21 protein-coding genes are annotated in these 21,398 nt (G+C 31.0%); 20 read left to right on the plus strand and 1 reads right to left on the minus strand.

Translation table 11 applies throughout. The features are described from left to right. The 20 genes from L6Q46_RS03545 to L6Q46_RS03640 form a co-directional block, all read left to right on the plus strand. A partial coding sequence (locus tag L6Q46_RS03545; protein ID WP_291283145.1) for a Wzt carbohydrate-binding domain-containing protein occupies window positions 1-393 on the plus strand: 393 nt, incomplete at its 5' end. After that, on the plus strand, window positions 372-959 hold the full coding sequence (locus L6Q46_RS03550) for a CatB-related O-acetyltransferase (protein WP_291283146.1): 588 nt from the start codon (window positions 372-374) through the stop codon (window positions 957-959). The genes L6Q46_RS03545 and L6Q46_RS03550, both read left to right, overlap by 22 nt. After that, the gene (locus L6Q46_RS03555; RefSeq protein WP_291283147.1) at window positions 952-1,767 is read left to right on the plus strand and encodes a polysaccharide pyruvyl transferase family protein; all 816 of its coding nucleotides are present in this window, start codon (window positions 952-954) and stop codon (window positions 1,765-1,767) included. Before L6Q46_RS03550 ends, L6Q46_RS03555 begins: the two co-directional genes overlap by 8 nt. Then, a complete protein-coding gene (locus L6Q46_RS03560; protein WP_291283148.1) occupies window positions 1,764-2,792 on the plus strand; it encodes a glycosyltransferase family A protein in 1,029 nt (342 codons plus the stop codon). Before L6Q46_RS03555 ends, L6Q46_RS03560 begins: the two co-directional genes overlap by 4 nt. Next, window positions 2,789-3,862: a galactosyltransferase-related protein gene (locus tag L6Q46_RS03565; RefSeq protein ID WP_291283149.1), complete on the plus strand. Its 1,074-nt coding sequence runs from the start codon at window positions 2,789-2,791 to the stop codon at window positions 3,860-3,862. The genes L6Q46_RS03560 and L6Q46_RS03565 overlap by 4 nt, the downstream gene beginning before the upstream one ends. Beyond that, on the plus strand, window positions 3,859-4,992 hold the full coding sequence (locus L6Q46_RS03570; RefSeq protein WP_291283150.1) for a glycosyltransferase: 1,134 nt from the start codon (window positions 3,859-3,861) through the stop codon (window positions 4,990-4,992). The genes L6Q46_RS03565 and L6Q46_RS03570 overlap by 4 nt, the downstream gene beginning before the upstream one ends. Before the next feature lies 1 nt (window position 4,993). After that, complete coding sequence (locus L6Q46_RS03575) at window positions 4,994-6,151, plus strand: acylneuraminate cytidylyltransferase (RefSeq protein ID WP_291283151.1); 1,158 nt, start codon at window positions 4,994-4,996, stop codon at window positions 6,149-6,151. A gap of 120 nt (window positions 6,152-6,271) precedes the next feature. Beyond that, window positions 6,272-7,147, plus strand: a complete 876-nt coding sequence (locus tag L6Q46_RS03580; RefSeq protein ID WP_111566911.1) for an N-acetylneuraminate synthase family protein — start codon at window positions 6,272-6,274, stop codon at window positions 7,145-7,147. Window positions 7,148-7,152: 5 nt separating this feature from the next. Then, a complete protein-coding gene (locus L6Q46_RS03585) occupies window positions 7,153-7,971 on the plus strand; it encodes a polysaccharide pyruvyl transferase family protein (protein WP_291283152.1) in 819 nt (272 codons plus the stop codon). A 1-nt stretch (window position 7,972) separates the two neighbouring features. Further along, window positions 7,973-9,457 carry a hypothetical protein gene (locus L6Q46_RS03590; RefSeq protein WP_291283153.1) on the plus strand — a complete coding sequence of 495 codons (1,485 nt, stop codon included), beginning with the start codon at window positions 7,973-7,975 and terminating at the stop codon, window positions 9,455-9,457. A gap of 63 nt (window positions 9,458-9,520) precedes the next feature. After that, on the plus strand, window positions 9,521-10,918 hold the full coding sequence (locus L6Q46_RS03595) for a UDP-glycosyltransferase (RefSeq protein ID WP_291283154.1): 1,398 nt from the start codon (window positions 9,521-9,523) through the stop codon (window positions 10,916-10,918). A gap of 1 nt (window position 10,919) precedes the next feature. Then, window positions 10,920-12,353 carry an MBOAT family O-acyltransferase gene (locus L6Q46_RS03600; RefSeq protein WP_291283155.1) on the plus strand — a complete coding sequence of 478 codons (1,434 nt, stop codon included), beginning with the start codon at window positions 10,920-10,922 and terminating at the stop codon, window positions 12,351-12,353. Next, on the plus strand, window positions 12,353-13,231 hold the full coding sequence (locus tag L6Q46_RS03605; protein WP_291283156.1) for a hypothetical protein: 879 nt from the start codon (window positions 12,353-12,355) through the stop codon (window positions 13,229-13,231). The genes L6Q46_RS03600 and L6Q46_RS03605 overlap by 1 nt, the downstream gene beginning before the upstream one ends. Before the next feature lie 54 nt (window positions 13,232-13,285). Continuing rightward, window positions 13,286-14,662: an MBOAT family O-acyltransferase gene (locus tag L6Q46_RS03610; RefSeq protein ID WP_363315839.1), complete on the plus strand. Its 1,377-nt coding sequence runs from the start codon at window positions 13,286-13,288 to the stop codon at window positions 14,660-14,662. Between the two features lie 3 nt (window positions 14,663-14,665). Then, complete coding sequence (locus L6Q46_RS03615) at window positions 14,666-15,550, plus strand: hypothetical protein (RefSeq protein ID WP_291283158.1); 885 nt, start codon at window positions 14,666-14,668, stop codon at window positions 15,548-15,550. A 2-nt stretch (window positions 15,551-15,552) separates the two neighbouring features. Continuing rightward, a complete protein-coding gene (locus L6Q46_RS03620) occupies window positions 15,553-16,698 on the plus strand; it encodes a glycosyltransferase family 4 protein (protein ID WP_291283159.1) in 1,146 nt (381 codons plus the stop codon). Between the two features lie 4 nt (window positions 16,699-16,702). Then, on the plus strand, window positions 16,703-18,241 hold the full coding sequence (locus L6Q46_RS03625; RefSeq protein WP_291283160.1) for a glycosyltransferase family A protein: 1,539 nt from the start codon (window positions 16,703-16,705) through the stop codon (window positions 18,239-18,241). Between the two features lies 1 nt (window position 18,242). Next, entirely contained in the window at window positions 18,243-19,235 is a 993-nt protein-coding gene (locus L6Q46_RS03630; RefSeq protein ID WP_291283161.1) for a glycosyltransferase, read from the plus strand. Then, complete coding sequence (locus tag L6Q46_RS03635) at window positions 19,235-20,251, plus strand: ATPase (protein ID WP_291283162.1); 1,017 nt, start codon at window positions 19,235-19,237, stop codon at window positions 20,249-20,251. Before L6Q46_RS03630 ends, L6Q46_RS03635 begins: the two co-directional genes overlap by 1 nt. 112 nt (window positions 20,252-20,363) lie before the next feature. Continuing rightward, complete coding sequence (locus tag L6Q46_RS03640; protein ID WP_291283163.1) at window positions 20,364-21,122, plus strand: FkbM family methyltransferase; 759 nt, start codon at window positions 20,364-20,366, stop codon at window positions 21,120-21,122. Between the two features lie 9 nt (window positions 21,123-21,131). On the opposite strand, the gene L6Q46_RS03645 is transcribed toward L6Q46_RS03640, so the two are convergent. Further along, the coding region (locus tag L6Q46_RS03645) for a response regulator (protein ID WP_291283164.1) at window positions 21,132-21,398 on the minus strand (267 nt) is incomplete at its 5' end.

Consider the following 21,398-nt stretch of genomic DNA (forward strand, 5'->3'; position numbering starts at 1 on the left):
CGTTCAAATTCAAGTGGTGTTTTAATGGGAAATATTTTAGAGTTTTCCATTTTTGTGATAGCAAAACAAGTGTATAATAATCTAAAGGCAAGTATTATTATTTCTACTGCCAGTGGTACAAGAATTGCAGCTATACGATCGCATGAAATAACGGATTTTGTTTTTGATTCAAAAGGAGATTTTGTTTTTAAAGCAACTGCTTCAGATTTAAAATTAATGCCGGGTGATTACGTAGTTACAATTGCTTTGGCAGAGAATAATACTACTATTGATATAAAAGAGGAGTGTTTAGGTTTTACAGTTGTACCTAATGATGTTTATGGAACAGGAAGAATTCCAAAAGGGAATTTATATGTTTATTCTGATGCAAAATGGGAATTAAATCAAAAATAAAACATTGGTTTTCAAAAAAGTTGAAAAATGTATTGGAATACGAAAAACTTCCAGTGCTAATTCTGCCTACAAAAAATATTGAAGTTGGTAAAGAAACTTTTCACAATGGAAATTTTGAAATAAGAGGTTCAGGTAAAGTTAAAATTGGTTCATTTTGCGCATTCGGGAGAGATATAAAGTTCATTACATCTAATCACGATTACAATTTTGCAGTGATGCAATATGGTTTTTACAAAAAATATTTTCAAGAAAAACCAAAAAACGCTAATCTTCAAACAAACAAACTTTCAATAGAAATAGGAAGTGATGTTTGGATAGGAGATAATGTAAGTGTTTTACCAAATATTAAAATTGGTCATGGAGCTATAATTGGAACTGGAAGCGTAGTAACAAAAGATGTAGAACCTTACACCATTGTAGGAGGAGTTCCGGCTAAGTTTATAAAAGATAGATTCACAGAAACTTCAAAAAAAATACTTCTAACTTCGGAATGGTGGAACTGGGATGACGAAAAAATAAAAGCAAATAAAGATTTCTTCTTTAAAAATTATAATGCTAATGAATAAAATTCATGTTTATTGGTGGGCACTCAAAGCGCAAGGAGAGATTGATAATTACGGAGATATTTTAGCTCCTTTTTTAGCAGAAAAATTATCTGGAAAAAAAGTAGTTAAGGTTTCTCATCCTATGCAACGCTGGTATAAATGGTTTATTAAGCATTATGTAACCGTAGGAAGTATTATTTGTGCTGCTAGTAAAAATTCAATTGTTTGGGGAAGCGGTATTATTAAAAAAAATGAAAATGTTAGAGCTGCTAAATTCGTAGCTGTTCGAGGACCAAGAACTAGAAAGCGTTTATTAGAATTGGGTTATCAAGTCCCAGAAGTATATGGCGATCCTGCTCTTTTATTGCCTAAATTCATCTCAAATGTAGCAGAGAAAAAGTATGCATTAGGAATTATTCCGCATTATGTTGATTATGATGCTATTGTTGCTCGATTTAAAGATGATGCAACAATAAAAGTGATTAATTTAATGACTAATGATGTTGTGAAAACAACTCAAGAAATACTAGAATGTAAACAAATTATTTCTTCTTCTTTACATGGTGTAATTGTATCTCATGCGTATGAAATTCCAGCTTTATGGGTTAAGTTTTCTAATAAATTAGCGGGAGATAATGTAAAGTTTTATGATTATTTTGAGTCATTAAATATCACGTATTCTAAAGAGTTTTACATCAATCCTTCTGAAAGTTCGATTGCTGATTTTGAAAAACTATTAAGTGAAAATACTTCAATATTATTACCATCAAAAGATAAGCTAATACAAACACAAGAAGCTTTATTTGCTTCGTGTCCGTTTAAGAAATGAGAAAAGGCGCAAATATTTCAAAGGATGTATTATTAAATCCGAGTGTTTCATCACATCGGGTAATAATTCCTTTGTATATTCCAAAAGAAGAAGACTATTACAAAGAATCCTATCAAATATTTGAATATTGTTTGTTTTCGGTTATTAAAACTAGTGCAACTCAATTAAAAATATCTGTAATTAGTAATAACTCATGTGATTCGGTAAACGATAAACTTTACGAATTACAAAAAAAAGGATGTATTGATGAGTTAATTATTGAAAAAGAAGCTGTCGGAAAAATCAATAGTATCTTAAAAGCACTTCGAACAGCTGAAGAACGCTTAATAACCATAACCGACGCCGATGTTTTGTTTTGTAATGGCTGGGAAGAAGCCGTTTCGGGAGTTTTTGAAGCCTTTCCAAAAGCTGGAGCTGTTTCTCCAGTACCTGTTTTTAGAAAGCATTTCCATTTAACCGCTAATATTTGGATTCGACACCTTTTTTCAAAACGTCTCTTTTTTAAACATGTAAAAAACACTGCTGCTTTAACTCGATTTGCTAATAGCATTGGTTGGCCTTGGCTTGATGATAAATGGAAAGATGCAATAGGAACACTAACCTCAAAAAACGGAACTGTTGCTGTTTTAGGTTGTCCTCATTTTGTAGCCACTTATAAAAGAGAAGTTTTTCAAGAATTACCTAAGGAGAACAGCAAATTTAAATTAGGTGGCGATAGCGAATATTTATATACAGATGAACCTGTTTTAAAAATGGGAGGCTATCGTTTGTCTACATACGATAATTATGCGTATCACTTAGGAAATCAATTAGAACCTTGGATGAATGAAGTATATAATTCGGTTCATGAGGTTCCAAAAAAAGAAAATACATATTCGAAATTTGCTGTTTTAAGAAGAAATCGATTAGAATATTTATTTTCAGAATATCTATTTAAAAAAATATTGTACTTTAAACCTATAAAAAGAATGCTTTTAAAGAGCAAAGGTTTAACTTCAACACAAATAAACAATTTTACATCTTGATTACCTTAGTTTTAACCAATAGAAATCGCGATATCCGAATCATTAAAAATTGTTTGGATTCTCTTCAAAACCAATCGGATATTGATTTTGAATGGTTTCTGGTTGATTATGGTTCAAACGAATCATATTTGAGCGAACTAAATGCATTAGTTCTTCAGTATCCTCAAATTCAATTTGTTTCTTGTCCTACTTCTGGTCAGTTGTGGAGCAAATGTCGTTCCATTAATATTGCGCTTCAAAAGGCTACCCAACCTTATTTTGTGGTAGGTGATATCGATTTGATTTTTCATCCCAACTATATTCAAACTTTAAAAAGTGTAGCAAACCCTAATGCGGTACATTATTTTCAATACGGATTTTTAAGTGAGACAGAATCGCTTAAAAAACAAAGTTTTGAAGATTTTAAAGTTGATTTTAAAGGCGGTAAAGATGTAACTGGAAATACTATGTTCCCAACAGCAGTTTTAAAAAGCGTCAATGGTTTTGATGAGTTTTATCAAGGTTGGGGCGCAGAAGATACCGATGCGCATATTCGAATGCAAAATTTAGGATTACAAGTTGTGTTTTATGAAGAGCAAATTTTGGTAAAACATCAATGGCATCCAAAAGCGTATCGCAGTAAAAAGAGTACGCATCCTTATCATTCACAGCTAGAGCGCATCAATCATGCTTACATGATTCAAACGCAAAAAAATAAGTGTACGGTAGTTAATCAGTATCAAAATTGGGGACAATTAACTCATGATGTAGATTATCAAAAGTTGCAATTACCCGAAAAGAAAATAATAGTTTCTTCTTCTTCGCTTCAAGTGAATGCTTTATTAGCGCAATTGAAAAATTTTAAAAATGAAGTAATTCAAGTTGAAATTCATGACCTTTCTAAAGCAGAGAAAAATAAAAATCGTATCAAGCGAATTCTAGGAAAAAAAGCACTCCCTTTTTATGAAATGGAATATGTAAACAATCTGATTTTAGAAGAAATTATAAAAAATTATCGCAATTGCCCTTATCACTATTCGTTTAATAGACAAACGAATACAATTGTTTTAGTTATAAATTTTGTAGCATGAAAATTTTAATGGTTTCCATACCTACTTTGCATTTTTTTCGTTGGGCAAATCAACTACAAGATGCCGGACACGAAGTGTATTGGTTTGATATTACAGGAATGAGCCAGCCAGTTTCTAAAATTTCATGGATACAACAAAAAGTAGATTGGAAATTAAGATGGGATTATCCAGGACGCTTATTGGTTAAAAATAAGTTTCCGAAATTATATAAATTCATTCAGCAATTTAACGAAAAAGATACAGCTAAAACTTTTGAAAATTATTTGAATGAAATTCAGCCCGATGTTGTGCACAGCTTTGCGTTGTATTTATCTTGTTCTCCGATAATTGAAGTTATGGAGAAAAATCCAACTCAAAAATGGATTTATTCTTCTTGGGGAAGCGATTTGTTTTATTTTCAAAACGAACCTAATTACTTAAAAGATATTAAACGTGTTTTACCACGAATTAATTATTTGTTCACCGATTGCAAGCGCGATTATGAAATTGCAAAACAATACGGATTTACGGGTGAATTTTTAGGGGTTTTTCCTGGTGGTGGAGGTTTTGAGTTAAACGAAATGGAAACATACAAATTGCCTGTTTCGCAACGAAAAACTATTTTGATAAAAGGTTTTCAAGGGCGTTCTGGAAGAGCGATTCCGGTTCTAAAAGCGATAGCAACTTTAAAAGAACAACTACTTAATTATGAAATTGTAGTTTTTGGATCTGATCCTCAAACTTTTGAATATGTAACCAATTCGGAATTAAAAAATTGGAAGAATTTCCAAATTTTAGGAAAAATTCCGCACGAAGAAGTACTAAAATTAATGGGTAAATCCTTAATCTACATAGGGAATAGTAATTCAGACGGAATGCCAAATACCATGTTAGAAGCCATTTTTATGGGAGCTTTCCCAATTCAATCCAATCCAGGTGGTGCTACTGCTGAGTTAATTCAAAACGGAGTCAATGGTTTGTTGATTGAAGATTGTGAAGACGAGGAAAAAATAAAAGAAATTGTAATTCACGCTGTCAATAATTGTAATTTTGAAAAAGCTGAATGTTTAAATCAAGAAGAAATTGTTCCAAAGTTACACTACCTAAAAGTAAAAAATGAAGTGATTTCTATCTATAAAAAAATAAATTAAAATGAAAAAAGTAGCCATAATTCCATTACGTAAAGGTTCTAAAGGAATTCCAGGAAAAAATAAAAAGAAAATGTTAGGTCGTCCTTTGTTTTCATGGGTTTTAAGTGCCGCTATTTTTTCTGATTTAGACGAAGTTTATGTGTTTACTGATGATGAGGAAATTTTGACTTTTATTTCTAAAGAATATCATTGGACTTCAAAAGTAAAAGGGTTACTTCGCAATGATGAAAACGCAAATGATACCGCATCTACAGAAAGTGCAATGCTAGAGTTTGCCGAAAAAATCAATTACGATTTTGATGTTTTGTGTTTGTTGCAAGCTACGTCGCCTTTAACTACATTACAAGATATTAATAATGCTTTATCTCAAATAAGTAAAGAAGGAAAAACAGCAGCATTAAGTGTTGTAAAAACACATCGTTTTACTTGGAATGCAGATGGAACACCTCAAAATTACGATGTTTTTAACCGACCAAGAAGACAAGATTTTGCAGGTTTGTTGATGGAAAATGGAGCTGTTTACGCTACAACAAAAGACGCTTTCATTAAAAGTAAAAACAGAGTAAGTGAAGCCATAGGTTTGGTTGAAATGCCTGAAGAAACTTTAATGGAAATTGATAGCCTTTCTGATTGGACCATCATAGAAAGTTTACTTGCGGAGCGTCAAAAATCTTTCAAAAAGCAAGAGCGAATCAATTATTTAGTATTAGATGTCGATGGCGTTTTTACAGATGGATGTGTCTATTATGGTGCAGAAGGCGAGTTGATGAAAAAGTTTGATATGCGTGACGGTATGGGATTAGAAATTCTAAGACAAAATAACGTTGAAGTCGTAGTTATTACTTCTGAAAATTCAGATTTAGTTGCAAAACGCATGCAGAAACTTCAAATCAAACATTCCTTTTTAGGAGTTAAAGATAAATATTCATTGCTTCAAAATTTTATAAACCAACAACAAACTTCATGGGCTAATTTGGCCTATGTGGGTGATGATGTAAATGATTTGGCTAATCTTTGCACGGTAGGTTGGTCATTTGCTCCAGCTAATGCTACATCAGTTGTAAAACAACAAGTAGATTTTACGTTATCTCACAATTCTGCCGATGGTGCCATCAGAGAAGTTTGTGAATGGATTATGAATTATAATAAAAGATTTTAACTATTTTTTGATTTAATCATTTATAAAAACGTTATCGTTCATAAATAACTGAAGATTAATAGTGATTAGTTGTGATTATTCGATAAAATTATTTTTCTTTGCCTTTCTAATAGAATGAAAATGACAGAATATAAAAAACCTTACGTAATTGCCGAAATTGGTTGTAACCATAAAGGTGAAATGGAAATCGCAAAAGAATTAATCAAAATAGCTAAAATATTTTGTAATGCTGATTCGGTAAAATTTCAGAAACGTAACAATAAAGAATTATTGACAGAAGATCAATACAATGCGCCACATCCTAATCCTGCGAACTCTTACGGAGATACTTATGGTGCACACAGAGAATATTTAGAATTTGATGTAAATCAACACGCGGAATTAAAAGCGTATTGTGAGGAAATTGGTATTGTTTATTCAACATCGGTTTGGGATACTACTTCTGCTAAAGAAATTGCGTCTTTAAATCCAGAATACATAAAAATTCCTTCTGCATGTAACAACAATTACGATATGTTAGGTTGGTTATGTGATAACTATAAAGGAGAAATTCACATTTCAACAGGAATGACTACTAAAGGAGAAGCGGATGATTTAGTTAATTTCTTCATTGAAAAAGGTAGAAACAAAGATTTAGTATTGTATAATTGTACTTCTGGATATCCAGTTCCATTTGAAGATGTTTGCTTATTAGATATCAATTTATTGATTGAAAAATACGGCGATAAAGTAAAACATATTGGTTTTTCTGGACATCATTTAGGAATTGCAGTTGACGTTGCTGCTTATACTTTAGGCGCAAATGTTATTGAACGTCATTATACTATCGATAGAACTTGGAAAGGTACTGATCATGCAGCATCTTTAGAACCAGAAGGATTACGCAAATTATGTCGCGATTTAAAAGCAGTAAGTAAAGCACTTAGCTTCAAAAGTCAAGATATTTTACCAATTGAGCAAGTACAACGCGATAAGTTGAAAAATAAAAAAGTATAATTTTTATGCTTAAAAATACCATCCGATTATTTTGGTGGAACGAAAAAATTATCCAAGGCAAATCCAAAGAGAATTATGGGGATGTCTTGGGTAAATTTTTAGTGGAAAAAATATCGGGTAAAAAAGTGGTTTTTGCTTGGCCTAAAAAGTTTTCCTTTTTAGATTTTTTCTCACCCATTTATGTAACCATTGGAAGCATTTTAGCTAATGTAAATCATAAATGTATCGTTTGGGGAAGTGGTATTATCAATAAGGAAATCAAAATTAAAAATGCTAAATTTTTAGCCGTTCGTGGTCCTCAAACCCGAAAGTATTTATTGGATTTAGGATACGAAGTGCCAAAAGTTTATGGCGATCCTGCTTTGTTATTGCCGCGTTATTTTAATCCGAAAGTAGATAAGAAATATCAATATGGCATCGTTCCGCATTACAACGATTATAAAGTAGTGGAGAAGTGGTTTGAAAACAGATCGGATATCCATTTGATTGATATGATGACCAATGATATCGAATCTAAAACAATCGAATTTTTACAATGTGAAAAGATTATTTCTTCTTCTTTACACGGTGTAATTGTTGCCCATACTTATGGAATTCCGGCCGTGTGGCAAAAATTTTCAGACAAAGTTTTTGGTGATGATATCAAATATCAAGATTATATGGAATCGGTTCAAATTCCATTTTATCATCCTGAAATAAAAACAGAAGCCTACACTAATGATGAAATGAGTGGTTTGTTTGATCAATACGTTTCATTGCCAAATCCTCAAGTGTTAGAAGATTTAAGAAATGGATTAATGCAAGTTTGTCCTTTTAAAAATTGATATGAATAGCATCAGTTCCCAAGACGAAATAAAAAAAATAATTCTTCATATTGAAGAAAAATGGCCAGTTGAAAAATGGAAAATAAATCATATCAAAATATGGCCTTATCTCCGAATTAAACTGTACATTCATCTTTTAATGATGATGAATAAAAAGCTAGAAAAAGAGGAAACAACTTCTGATGTTAAGCAACCTTCTAGTTCAAAAAAAACAATATTTTCTAAGCTGTTTCTAATTTTTTCTTCTTTTTTTAAATTGAATTTTTTCTTCTTCAGTTTAAAAAAGAAATCACATTTATTATTCGGTTCACACATTCATAGAGTGAAGCAAAACGGACTTTATTTTAATCGATTTTATGATTCTTTAGTGGATATTCACCATCTTAAAAATGAGGTTTATAATGTAGAATATCAAAAAGTTTATCCTAATACTTTTAATAAAGAAGCTGTTATTTCTTTAGAACAAGAAGTAAGAAATTATAAGAATTTATTAAAGTTTAAAGAAAAGTTTACTTCAAAAAACGACACTATTTCTTTAGAAGATTATGATGATTTTTATGCTTATTTAAAGCAATTGCCTATCCGATTGGATTTGTTACGATTCTCTGTTTCAGATTTGAAAAACTGGTCTAGAAGAGTTATTGCTTTGCAACCTTTCTTTAGAAGATTTTATAAGAAGACACAGCCTAAAACAGTAGTTTTTTTAGGTTTCTATGGCTATGACGATTTGTATGCAGCTCTTTTAACTGCAAATCAAATGGGAATAAAAACAGTTGATTTTCAACATGGCCCGCAGACAAATATTCACATGGTTTTTTCATCTTGGACTAAGTTTCCATTAGAAGGATATGATTTATTACCTAAAGAATTTTGGAATTGGGATGAATTTTCAAAAATGAATATTGAAAAATGGTGTGCTAAAAATCATAGTATTGCAAAAGTGGTAGGGCAGCCTTTCGTTAATTATTGGTTGAAACATAATCATTTTGAAAGAAGTGAGAGCAACACTATTATTTACAGTTTACAAACATTTCCTTTTGAAATTCAAGATATGTTAACTCCAAAAATTATCCAATTAATAAAAGAGTTGCCATTTCAATGGATATTACGATTGCATCCTAGAAATTACATCGAAATAGAAGAAATAAAAGCATTTTTAATTCAAAATCAAATTGAAGATAAAACAATCATTCAAAGTTCTATTGATGAAATGCCTTTGCCAAAAGCTTTACTTTCCTCAATTGTGCATATCACTAATTTTTCGGGTTGTTTAATTGAAGCTCATTTGTTAGGTGTTACAACTATATTGATTAATAATATTGGTAATGAAATGTTTTCTCAGTACATAGATGACAAATTAGTTTACTATTTTAATCCGGAAGAGGAGCGATTTTTAAATGATGTTGCTTCTTGTATTTACAATTTAAAAAATTCAAATCAAACGGAAGCTATTCAAGAATATCCTAATCCATTTCTAAATACATAGTAATTAAGTTCTTAATTTCTTTTTGGAAATACTATATTTGCCCTCTATTTAATGAATTTGAAAATGAGTAAAAAAGCCTTTATTTTTTTACCTGATGGTGTAGGTTTGCGTAATTTCGCTTTAACCAATTTTAATGCTATTGGTACCGCTTTAGGATACGAAATAGTGTATTGGAATAATACGCCCTTTAAAATAAAAGAAGAATTAGGATATGATGAGGTAAACATAACAAATCATCAATTGCATCCTTGGACTACCGTATATACTCGTGCTAGAAAGCGTTGCGAGTTAAATGTTTTCGATAAAAAATTCAACGAAACGGTTTATAATACTTATAATTTTCCTCAATCTTATAAAGGAATAAAAAACATTATCAAAAGTTTAAATGTTGATTTTTTAGTAGTCACAAAATCTACTGAAAAAGGAGTAGAAAGCATTCGAACTAAAATTAAAAAGTTAGAACGAAGTACTTCAAAATATGAGTATTGTAAAAAACAATTACAAGAGCATAAACCGGATATCGTTTTTTGTACGAATCCACGACCTACTCAAGCTATTGCGCCTATTTTAGCGGCTCAAGATTTAGGAATTCCTACGGCTTCCTTTATTTTTTCGTGGGATAATTTGCCAAAAGCTACCACACTAATTGAACCTGATTTTTATTTTGTGTGGAGCGATTATATGAAAAAAGAATTGCTTCAATATTGTCCGTATGTAAAGCCAGAACAGGTTTTAGTTACCGGAACACCACAATTTGAAAGCCATTTCGATACGAGTTTATTGCAATCAAAAGAAGATTTTTATAAGACGCACAGTTTAGATTTAGAAAAAAAATACATTTGTTTTTCAGGTGATGATATCGTAACCTCACCTTTAGACCAATATTATTTAGAAGATTTAGCGATTTCGGTTCGAGAATTAAACCAACAAGGTTATAACTTAAGCATTATTTACAGAAAATGTCCTGTAGATTTTACAGATCGATATGATGCTGTCTTACAAAAGTATCAAAATGTTATTGTTTCTATTGATCCTTTATGGCGACCAGTAGGCACGAGTTGGAACGAAATTATGCCAACCAAAGAAGATTTTGCATTACAAGCTAATATTTGTCATCATACCGAATTTGTTGGAAATATTGCTTCGTCCATGGTCTTCGATTTTGTGGCACATGATAAATCGTGTTTGTTTTTTGATTACGAACAACCACAATTACAAAAAGGAATTCGCGATATCGGGCAAAATTATAAGTACATTCATTTTCGTTCAATGCCAAATAAAGAAGCAGCCTTGTTTGTTTATGATAAAAAAGAATTGACTGCTATTGTAAAAGATATTTTAGATGGAAATAAATCCAATGTTCCTGTCGGAAAAAAATGGTTTGATGTAGTAGTTGGAACTGAACCGACAAAAGCTTCAGAGAAAATTTGGAATGGGATTAACAGTATTGTAAAAAAATAATATGTTTTTCAATTCCTTATCTTTTGCTATTTTTTTACCCATCGTATTTTTACTGTATTGGTTTGTATTCAATAGAAACAAAACCACTCAAAATGCAGTATTAATCATTGCCAGTTATTATTTCTATTCTTGTTGGGATTGGCGTTTTCTGTTTTTATTGGTGTTTTCTACTTTGTTGGATTACTTCAGTGCCATCATGATGGGAAACAGTACTTCGGATAAAAAACGAAAAATTTGGTTGTGGTTAACTATCGGAATCAACATAGGATTTTTAGGTATTTTTAAATACTATGATTTTTTTGCCCAATCGTTTGCCGATTTATTAAGCGGTTTAGGATTTCAAACGAATCCTGTTTTACTAAAATTAATACTTCCAGTTGGAATTTCATTTTATACGTTTCATGGTTTGTCATATGTAATTGATATTTATTACAAACGCATCACCGCCGAACGCAATTTTATAGATTATTCGCTTTTTGTGAGTTACTTTCCGCTTTTAGTTGCCGGACCTATCGAAAGAGCCACGCATTTATTACCACAAGTAAAAATTAAACGTCATTTTAATTTTGAAAAGGCAAAAGAGGGCGTCTATCAAATCATTTGGGGATTGGTTAAAAAAGTAGTGATTGCCGATAGTTGCGCTACGTATGCGAATGCTGTTTTTGATAATTACGAATCTATGAATTCGTTGTCGTTAGCGTTAGGAGCTGTTTATTTTGCCTTCCAAATTTATGGTGATTTTTCAGGGTATTCTGATATTGCTTTAGGAACTTCTAAATTATTTGGAATCGATTTATTAAAGAATTTCAATTATCCTTATTTTTCTCGTGATATAGCAGAGTTTTGGCGTCGTTGGCACATTTCGTTGTCGTCTTGGTTTCGCGATTATTTATATATTCCACTTGGTGGAAGTCAAGGTGGAATGTGGATGAAAGTAAGAAACACATTTATCATCTTTTTAGTGAGCGGATTTTGGCATGGCGCTAATTGGACGTTCATTATTTGGGGATTGTTGAATGCGATTTACTTCTTGCCTTTGTTATTACAAAATAAGAATCGTTCCAATATGGGAGAAATCGAAATGGGTTGGGATTTCAATAGTATCAAAACGATTTTAAATATTTTAGGGACTTTTGTCTTAACTACTGTTGCTTGGATTTTCTTTAGAGCCAAATCGATTTCAGAAGCCATCGGTTATATTCAAAAAATGGTGACTGATTTCCATTTTGATTCGCAGTATTTGAGTAACGAGCGATACAACTTTGAATTGCTACTTTTAGTTCTGGTCTTTGTATTTGTAGAATGGTTCAATCGTTCTAAAGTAGAACCTTTGTCTGGAAAAGCAAGTTGGATTAAAGTAACTTTGGCTATCATGGCCTTATTGGCTTTAGGTGTATATTCCGATTATAAAGAATTTATTTATTTCCAATTTTAATGAAACAGTTTTTAGTCTTTATCGGAAAAATTGTACTAGTGCTTTTGCTTTCTGCTTTTGCATTGGATTTTATTTATACCACTGTTTTTGCACAATCAGAAACTCGAAATAAAGTAGAAAATGTAATCAACTCGAAACCTCAAAATTATGACGTGATTATTTTAGGAACTTCAAGAGCTAATAATCATTTTGTTTCGGAATTATTTGAAAAAGAAGGCTTGAAAACTTTTAATTACGGTATGAGTGGAGCCCATTTATTTGAAACTTCTTTGATGCTAAAATTAATGATAGAACGCAATTGGAAAATAAAAAATATCATCGTAGAAACCGATTTAAATTTATCCAACGAAAAACGTGATGATGGAACTTTTGGACGTTTCATGCCGTTCCTTCATAAATCCAAAACGATCACAAACCATTTTAAAAAAGAAGCTGATTTTACGGAATTGTATTATGTGCCTTTTTACCGATACATTCAGTTTGATGAAAAAGTAGGGTTTAGAGCTTGGTATAAAACTTTGGTAAACGAGCCTACTAACACTTTGGCAAATAATGGTTATTATCCGCTTGGGCATAACCCAAAAGCTAATATGAAGAATAATATTGAAAAATTAAAGCCTTTGCGTAATCGTTATTTCGAAGAAATTAAGCAAATTTGTAAAGCTAATCATATCAATTTAATAGCTGTTACCACGCCAATGTGTTCTAATGTAAAAGGAATGGAATATTTTAAAAAGGTGAAAGCTTTGTATCCTGAAATTAAGGAATACGAGCATGTAGTTGATGGAGACGAGTACTTTTCTTCTTGTGGACATTTGAATGATAAAGGAGCAAGGTTGTACACCGCTAAAATAATTGAAGATTTATTTAAAAAATAGTACATGCTTTTTAACTCGATAGAATTTTTACTTTTTCTACCCACGGTTTTTTTCTTGTATTGGTTTGTATTTAAAAACCAATTACGAGCACAAAATGTATTGTTGTTGGTAGCCAGTTATATTTTCTACGGTTGGTGGGATTGGCGTTTTTTATCTTTAATTATTGCTAGTACTTTTTTAGATTATTTTATTGCAATACAATTAGGAAAAACAGACGTTTCCAAAAAGCGGAAATTCCTTTTAGGAATTAGTTTAGCGGGAAATCTAGGAATGCTAGGTTTTTTTAAATACTACAATTTCTTTGTTTCAAGTTGGATTGAAGCTTGGTCGAGTGTTGGAATTACTATGGAAGCTAGTACGCTCAATATTATACTTCCTGTGGGAATTTCGTTTTATACGTTCCAAACTTTGAGTTACACTATTGATGTGTATCGTAAGGAAATGCAACCCACAAAAAGTTTTATTGATTTTGCGGCATTCGTAACTTTTTTTCCGCAATTAGTGGCGGGTCCTATCGAAAGAGCTTCTCATTTATTACCGCAGTTTTATAAAAACAGAACTTTTGATTATCAAAATGCAGTTGATGGTGTCAAATTGATTATTTGGGGAATGTTTAAAAAAGTGGTAGTCGCAGATAATTGTGCCTTTTTTGTGAATAAGATTTTTGAAAATCCAGAAGCGTATTCAAGTGGTGAATTGTTCGTAGGAATGGTGTTCTTCGCCTTTCAAATTTATGGTGATTTCTCAGGATATTCTGATATGGCAATAGGAATTTCTAAGCTTTTTGGATTTGATTTAATGGTGAATTTCAAGTTTCCTTATTTCTCTCGTGATATTGCTGAGTTTTGGCGTCGTTGGCACATTTCTTTATCCACGTGGTTTCGCGATTATATTTATATCCCACTTGGCGGTTCAAAAGGAACACAATGGTTTCAAATTCGAAACGTGATGATTATCTTTTTAGTCAGTGGTTTTTGGCATGGCGCCAACTGGACTTATGTAGTTTGGGGTTTATTTCACGCCTTGATGTTTTTACCATTATTACTATTCAACATAAATAGAAGTCACTTGATTACCAAATCCTATGGATGGCTCGATTTTGCTAAAATAGGATTTACTTTTTTTGTAGTCTGTATTGGTTGGGTCTTTTTTAGAGCGGATTCTATTGCTGATGCTTTTCAGTATTTAATGAAACTTTTTAGTTTTGATTCACTTGAAATTAATTATTTCTTTAAAAATAACCGTTATTTGCTTTCAAGTATTGTTTGTCTTGTTAGTATAGCGTTACTTATGATTATTGAATTTATAAGTGTTATTAAAAAAAGATCAACAGTTAAAATATCTAATCTTATAGCTATTATTTTAGTTCTTATGATTTTTTTTATGGGAAGTTTTAAAAATCAACTCGATTTTATTTATTTTCAATTTTAAATTATGAAATTATTTTTATCAAAGATATTTGTTTATTTCATCGGGATATTTTTCTTGTTGAATTTGATTTCATTTTTAATTCTTGAGAATCTAAGTAATTCGGAGTTTTATAAACCTCAATTTATTAAAAATTATAACGAGAGAAGTGAATTTGATTATGTTGTTTTAGGCTCTAGTTTAGGTTTAACAACTCTTAATACAAAAGAAATAGATAAGTATTTTAATTATTCAGGTCTTAATATTAGCATGGATGATTCATATTTGAATAGTCATTACTTAATGTTACAGCATTTTTACGAAAGTAATAAAAAAACAAAAAAACTTATACTATGTTTAAATTACGAGGACACATCCAATACGACTTATCAGTTAAATAACAATGATTACCGATTCTTAACAGAAGCTAATTCTAAGTATATCAGTGAATATTTTTATCAAATGGATTCAAATTACTTCAAAAAACTATATTTATCTAAGTTTTTTCCTGTAATAGGTGTCAGTTATTATAATTATGAAGTTTTTTTTCCATCTATATTAACAATATTTAATAAAAAGAAACATAATAAATTTGATGATAAGGGAAACTTTCTTTACCCTAATAATAATCCTGAAAAAGTGAATGTTAATTATAAATTAGAAAAGGTAAAAGTTAAAAATATTTATTTTGGAAAAATTTATAATTTTTGTAAAAAGAATAATATTGAATTGATTGTCTATCAATCCCCTGTTTTTGGTAAAAAAATTGTGTATGATAATCTCCCAAAAGGAGTTCAATTTGTTAATCACTCTGATTTAGTTGAAAGTGACTTATTTTACGATAACATTCACGTAAATAGTAAAGGTAGAACTTTTTGTACTTTAGCCTTTTGTAAAGAATTAAGTAAATAACTATGCATATCGCTTTTTTAACTCCAGAATATCCACATTCGAAAATTAAACATTCGGGTGGTTTGGGTACCAGTATTAAAAACTTGGTGATGGCTTTGGTTGCAAAAGGGGTAAAGGTTACAGTTTTTGTATATGGTCAACCAAAATCGGAAGTTTTTGAAGAGAATGGAATTGCTTTTCATTTTATTTCCAATAAAAAATATCAATTAGGGAAGTGGTTTTTTTACAGAAAATACCTTCAAAATTATATCAATGCGATTATTAACAATGAGAAAATTGATTTAATTGAAGCGCCTGACTGGACAGGAGTTACCGCTTTTATGAATTTTACCGTTCCATTAGTAATTCGTTTTCACGGAAGTGACACCTATTTTTGTCATATCGAAAACCGAAAACAGAAGTTTAAAAATCGTTTTTTTGAAACTTTAGCGGTGAGAAAAGCAAAAGGGTTTATTGCCCCAACAAAATATGCAGGTGAAGTTTCGGCTGAACTTTTTGGGTTACACAAAGATCAAATAAAAACCATTCATTACGGTTTAGATTTAACTCAATTCAATAATGAACATCCAGAACGTTTCGAAAAAGGACTTGTTTTGTACATTGGAACTATCATAAGAAAAAAAGGCGTTTTTGAATTGCCGGAAATCTTCAATAAAGTAAAAAATCAATTTCCTGAAGCCAAATTGGTTTTAATTGGTGGCGATTCTGGAGATGTTGCTACTGGAAACAAATCTACATGGGAATTAGTAAAACAACAGTTTCTTGAAAAGGATTTGGAACAGGTTTCCTATTTAGGAAAAATACCTTACGCCGAAGTGCAAGATTACATTAAAAAAGCCAATGTTTGTGTATTTCCCACTTATGCAGAAACCCTTGGAATGGTCACTATCGAATCGATGGCAATGAAAAAAGCGGTCGTAAATAGCAATATTGGTTGGGCACAAGAATTAATGGAAGATGGAAAGAGTGGTTTTTTAGTACATCCGACCAATCATGAAGAGTATGCTCAAAAAATATACACAATTTTAAGTGATACGGATTCTAATACCAAAATGGGTAACGAAGCTAGATTATATGTTGAAACCCATTTTGATATTACTAAAAAAGTAGCAGAAAATATAAATTACTATCAACATTTGATAAAGTAAAACGATGAATCTAACTTTTGTACATGATTTTAAAAAAGTTACAGCAATCTATCAAGATTTAGCTGCCGTTTCATCGTTTGATTCTTCTAAAGATATTCAAAAGTTAATTTTCGAATTTGTGCAACAGTTTCCTGAAGCTCAATTAATTTGGGTGCACGAATCGTTAGTAAATCAAGTGAATCAGAATTGGATTGAAAATAACGTTAAAAGTCAGGTGATGTATTTTTATAATCCATCAGAAACGGAATTTTTATCGGACAAAGTGGGTTATGTAGAACCTTCTCCATTTATTAAAATTAATAAAAAAGTTAGCTTTGCAAGTTGGCAAGCAAGTACTTTTATAGGAACTATCTCGGCTCAAGATTTTGTCAATTTTGGTAGTCGATTCATTAAAGATAATTTTAGTTTTGGTTATTTTTTAACCATTATTTCAAAAATTGGTCATAGAAATGGATTACGAACGTATTCCAACCCTAATTTACTTCAAGGAGAAAAGAAAGTAACTTCGCATATTGGGACCACAAAAGAACTTTTTTATTGGACGGCGCAATATTATGGATTTTCTAAATGCTTACAGTTATTTTTGCTTTTTGTGTTGTATGAAAAACAATTTCCAATTGCATCATTAATCAGTGTAATTTCGGTTAAGCGAATTGCTTTTGATAGAACTGAAACTAAACAAGAAGTTTCAAATGTAGCTTTTTCAGAAGTTACTTTAGATGTTTTGATTCCGACTATTGGTAGAAAAAAATATTTGTATGATGTGCTTTGTGATTTAAGAACTCAAACGAAAATTCCAAATCGCATCATTATTGTAGAGCAAAATCCGCTTGAAAATAGTCAGTCTGAGTTAGATTATTTGAAGAATGAAATTTGGCCTTTTGAAATAATACATCATTTTATTCATCAAACAGGTGCTTGTAATGCAAGGAATATTGCTTTGAAAGATGTAAAAAGCGATTGGGTGTTTTTTGCTGATGATGACATCAAATTAGCATCTACTTTTATCGAAGAAAGTTTAAAAAACATTTTAAAAACCACTGAAAAAGCGTTTACTTTGGCTTGCTTTAGACCTAATGAAGTTCCTGTTTTTCATCACTTAATGCATTGGGATACTTTTGGTTCTGGATGTAGTATTGTAAAACGAGAAGCATTAGAAGGTTTGCAATTTGATATGCGTTTTGAAAATGGTTTTGGAGAAGATGCCGACTTTGGTATGCAATTGCGTAATAAAGGTTTTGATGTTATCTATTTGCCACAGCCTCAGATTTTACATTTGAAAGCTCCTGTTGGAGGATTTAGAGTAAAACCTACTTTTCCTTGGCAAGACGAACAATTTCAACCTAAACCATCGCCAACGGTGATGTTGTTTAAAAAAATGTATCATACCAAGGCGCAAATTTTAGGTTATAAGTTGAATTTGTTTTTAAAATATTATAAAAATCAGTCGATAAAAAATCCATTTAAGTATTATAAAACCATGCAAAAGCAATGGGAAGTAAGCGAAAAATGGGCTGAAAAATTAAAAATGCAATCAAAATAATATGGTATTTACTTTAATCATTTGTACGTATAAGCGTTCGCAACCTTTATTGAAGCTTTTGCTTTCGGTAAAGCATCAAACGTTGTATCCAAATGAGATTTTGATTGTAGATGGTTCTCCAGATGATTTCACTAAGGAAATGCTGACTCAAAATTCATTTCAAAATTTGAAGTATTTCAAAGTAGATGAAAACGATAGAGGTTTAACAAAACAACGCAATTATGGTATTGCAAGAGTTGAGGAAGCAAGCGAAGTAGTTTGTTTTTTAGATGATGATACGATTTTAGAACCTAGCTATTTTGAAGAAATTATCAAAACCTATTCATTATTTCCAGAAGCATTAGGTGTTGGCGGATATATTACAAATGAAACCAATTGGACAAAAACAACTTCAGATTATCAAGCCAAAGTAAATGAGTTTTTTTACGATGGTTGGAAAAGAAAAGATGGTTCTCGATTTGTATGGCGAAAAAAGTTAGGCTTAGATAGTAATCGACCTCCAGGTTGTTTACCTGAGTTTTCTCATGGAAGAAGTATTGGATTTTTACCGCCTTCAGGAAAAATTTACGAAGTAGAGCAACTTATGGGAGGTGTATCTTCTTTTCGAAAAGCGGTTTTTAAGGAATTTCAATTTTCAACTTATTTTGAAGGATATGGCTTGTATGAAGATGCCGATTTTACGCTGCGATTATCAAAAGTTGGTAAATTATATATCAATACCAATGCACAATTAGGACATTATCACGATGCTTCAGGAAGACCAAATAAATATGATTATGGGAAAATGGTCGTGCGAAATGGGTATTATGTGTGGCGAGTGAAATATCCAAATCCGTCCTTTAAAGCGAAAATAAAATGGCATTTGATTACTTTGTTATTAACCGTTATACGATTTACAAATGTTGCTACCACATCCAAAAGAAAAGAAGCCTTAACGGAAACTTTAGGGCGAATTTCAGGATGGTTCACTTTATTTTTTAATCCTCCACTATAATGCTGTATTTACTTAAAAAGAAAATTAATCGAAAACTTAAGGAGTTTAGAGAAAACTACCAACATGTTCGTTTTTATGATGGAACAGAGGAAGTATTGTTTTTAAGTTTAAAGCGAAATACAAAAGTTAGAACGTATTTGAACCTTATTTTTAGATTGCAACAACAATATCAGCAACCCATTGTAATTGAGTTTTCGTTGTTTCGTTATTTTGTATTGGTTAAGTGGTTTAAAGAATTGGATTTTATTTATTTCTCAAAACCGTTTCAAAAACCTAAAATTTATCGTTTGTTTTCGCACCAAAAAAATGCCGATTTCCGTGTGAATTTTAATTACAAGAAGGTTTATAGTACAGATGAATATGTAAATGAGGCCGTTCCTTATATTATGCATCCGCGTAATTATTTAATTCCAGAACCAAGTTTGCTTGAGAAAAAAGTAGGAATTGTTATGAGCGGTAACTTTGAAGCTAAAATTTACGATTCAGATGTGATTACTAAAAATTTTCAACTACTAAATCGATGGCAGATTTACAGCGAAATTATTAAACACAAAGCTGTAGTAACGATTACTGGGACAGAGTTTAAAGAACAATTAGAAGCTAGTGTTTACAAAGGTTCATTTGTAGTAATGAAATGGCAACAAGGCGCAATTCCTTCAGAAGAGTGGCGTCATTATTTATCATCAGCTAAATTTTTATTTTGCGCTCCAGGAATGACAATGCCTATGTGTCATAATGTAATAGAAGCAATGTCGGTAGGAGTAGTGCCCATTATTAATTATCAAAATTGGTTAAATCCGAGCTTGGTAGATGAAAAAAATGCGTTACTTTACGAATCTGAAGCAAGTATTTCTCAAGTTATTGATAAAGCTTTACAAATGGATGATTCAGAATACTTTGCGCTTCAAAAGAATGTAATTTCTTATTACGAATCGTATTATAAAAATTATGATTTTGAAGCGAATAGATTTCAACCTTTAATTTTATTAAATGAAGACAGTAAAGACCTTGTCTAAAAAATATAAATACGTTCTTAAGAGGTATCAATCTTTTAAAACGAATCCTTTAACTAAGTCGAACCCATTTTGGGCATTGATAAAGTATTTGTATATCAATTTTTTGCTTTATGTGTTAAAGAGAGAAGTTACAATCACTTATTTGAATGGTATAAAAGCCAAAGTTAAAAAAGGTGATGGTATCGTAGGAAATTATCATTCAGGGTTGCATGAAGCTGCTGATTCTCTTTTTTTGATGCATTTATTGAGAGAAGGAGATTCTTTTTTAGATATTGGAGCTAATGTTGGACACTATACTTTACTTGCTGGTTTGTATTCGAAGTGTAAAGTAACTGCAATTGAGCCTATTCCTTCAACATTTGAACGATTATCGAATAATGTTAAAAGTAACAATTGGAAGTATCAGCCTGAGTTATTAAATATTGGTTTATCAAATGAATCGGGAGAATTAGTGTTTACTAATCAGCAATTTACCACTAATAAAGTTTCTACAAGTGGACACGGAATTAAAGTTAAGGTCAAATCATTAGATGAAACATGTTCACAACAAATTCCAGATTTTATAAAAATCGATGTGGAAGGTTATGAGTGGTTTGTCTTAAACGGTGGATTAAATACCTTGTCAAATCCTAATCTCAAGTTGATTCTTATTGAGTTAAACGAATCTGGAAAGAATTTTAATATTCAAGACGAACAAATTATTCAGTTATTAAAAGACAAAGGCTTTTTGCCTTATGTTTTTAATCTTGAAACGAAAACTTTTGCAGCGATTGATTTTAAAAACACCAACCAGTTTAATACATTGTTTATTAAAGATTTAGATTTTGTTTCTTCTAGAATAGGAACAGCTTTAAATAGTTCTCTAAAATAGTCTCTTCAATTATTCGTTTGGTAATGTACAAATCTCTAACCAAAAATTTTCGATTTTTAATATAGCTTCAAGAAATTCTTGCATATCTAAAGGTTTTTTTACATAGCTATTACAATTATTTTCGTATGCTTGATTGATATCATTTGCAAAAGCAGATGTTGTTAACATAATTACGGGAATTTTCTTAAGGCTAGAATCGTGTTTGATTTTTTTTAATACTTCATGACCGTTATAAATAGGTAAATTTATATCTAACAGTATTAGGTCGGGTTTTTT

Origin of the sequence: Flavobacterium sp. (genome assembly GCF_023151265.1) — a bacterium.
Lineage (GTDB): Bacteria > Bacteroidota > Bacteroidia > Flavobacteriales > Flavobacteriaceae > Flavobacterium.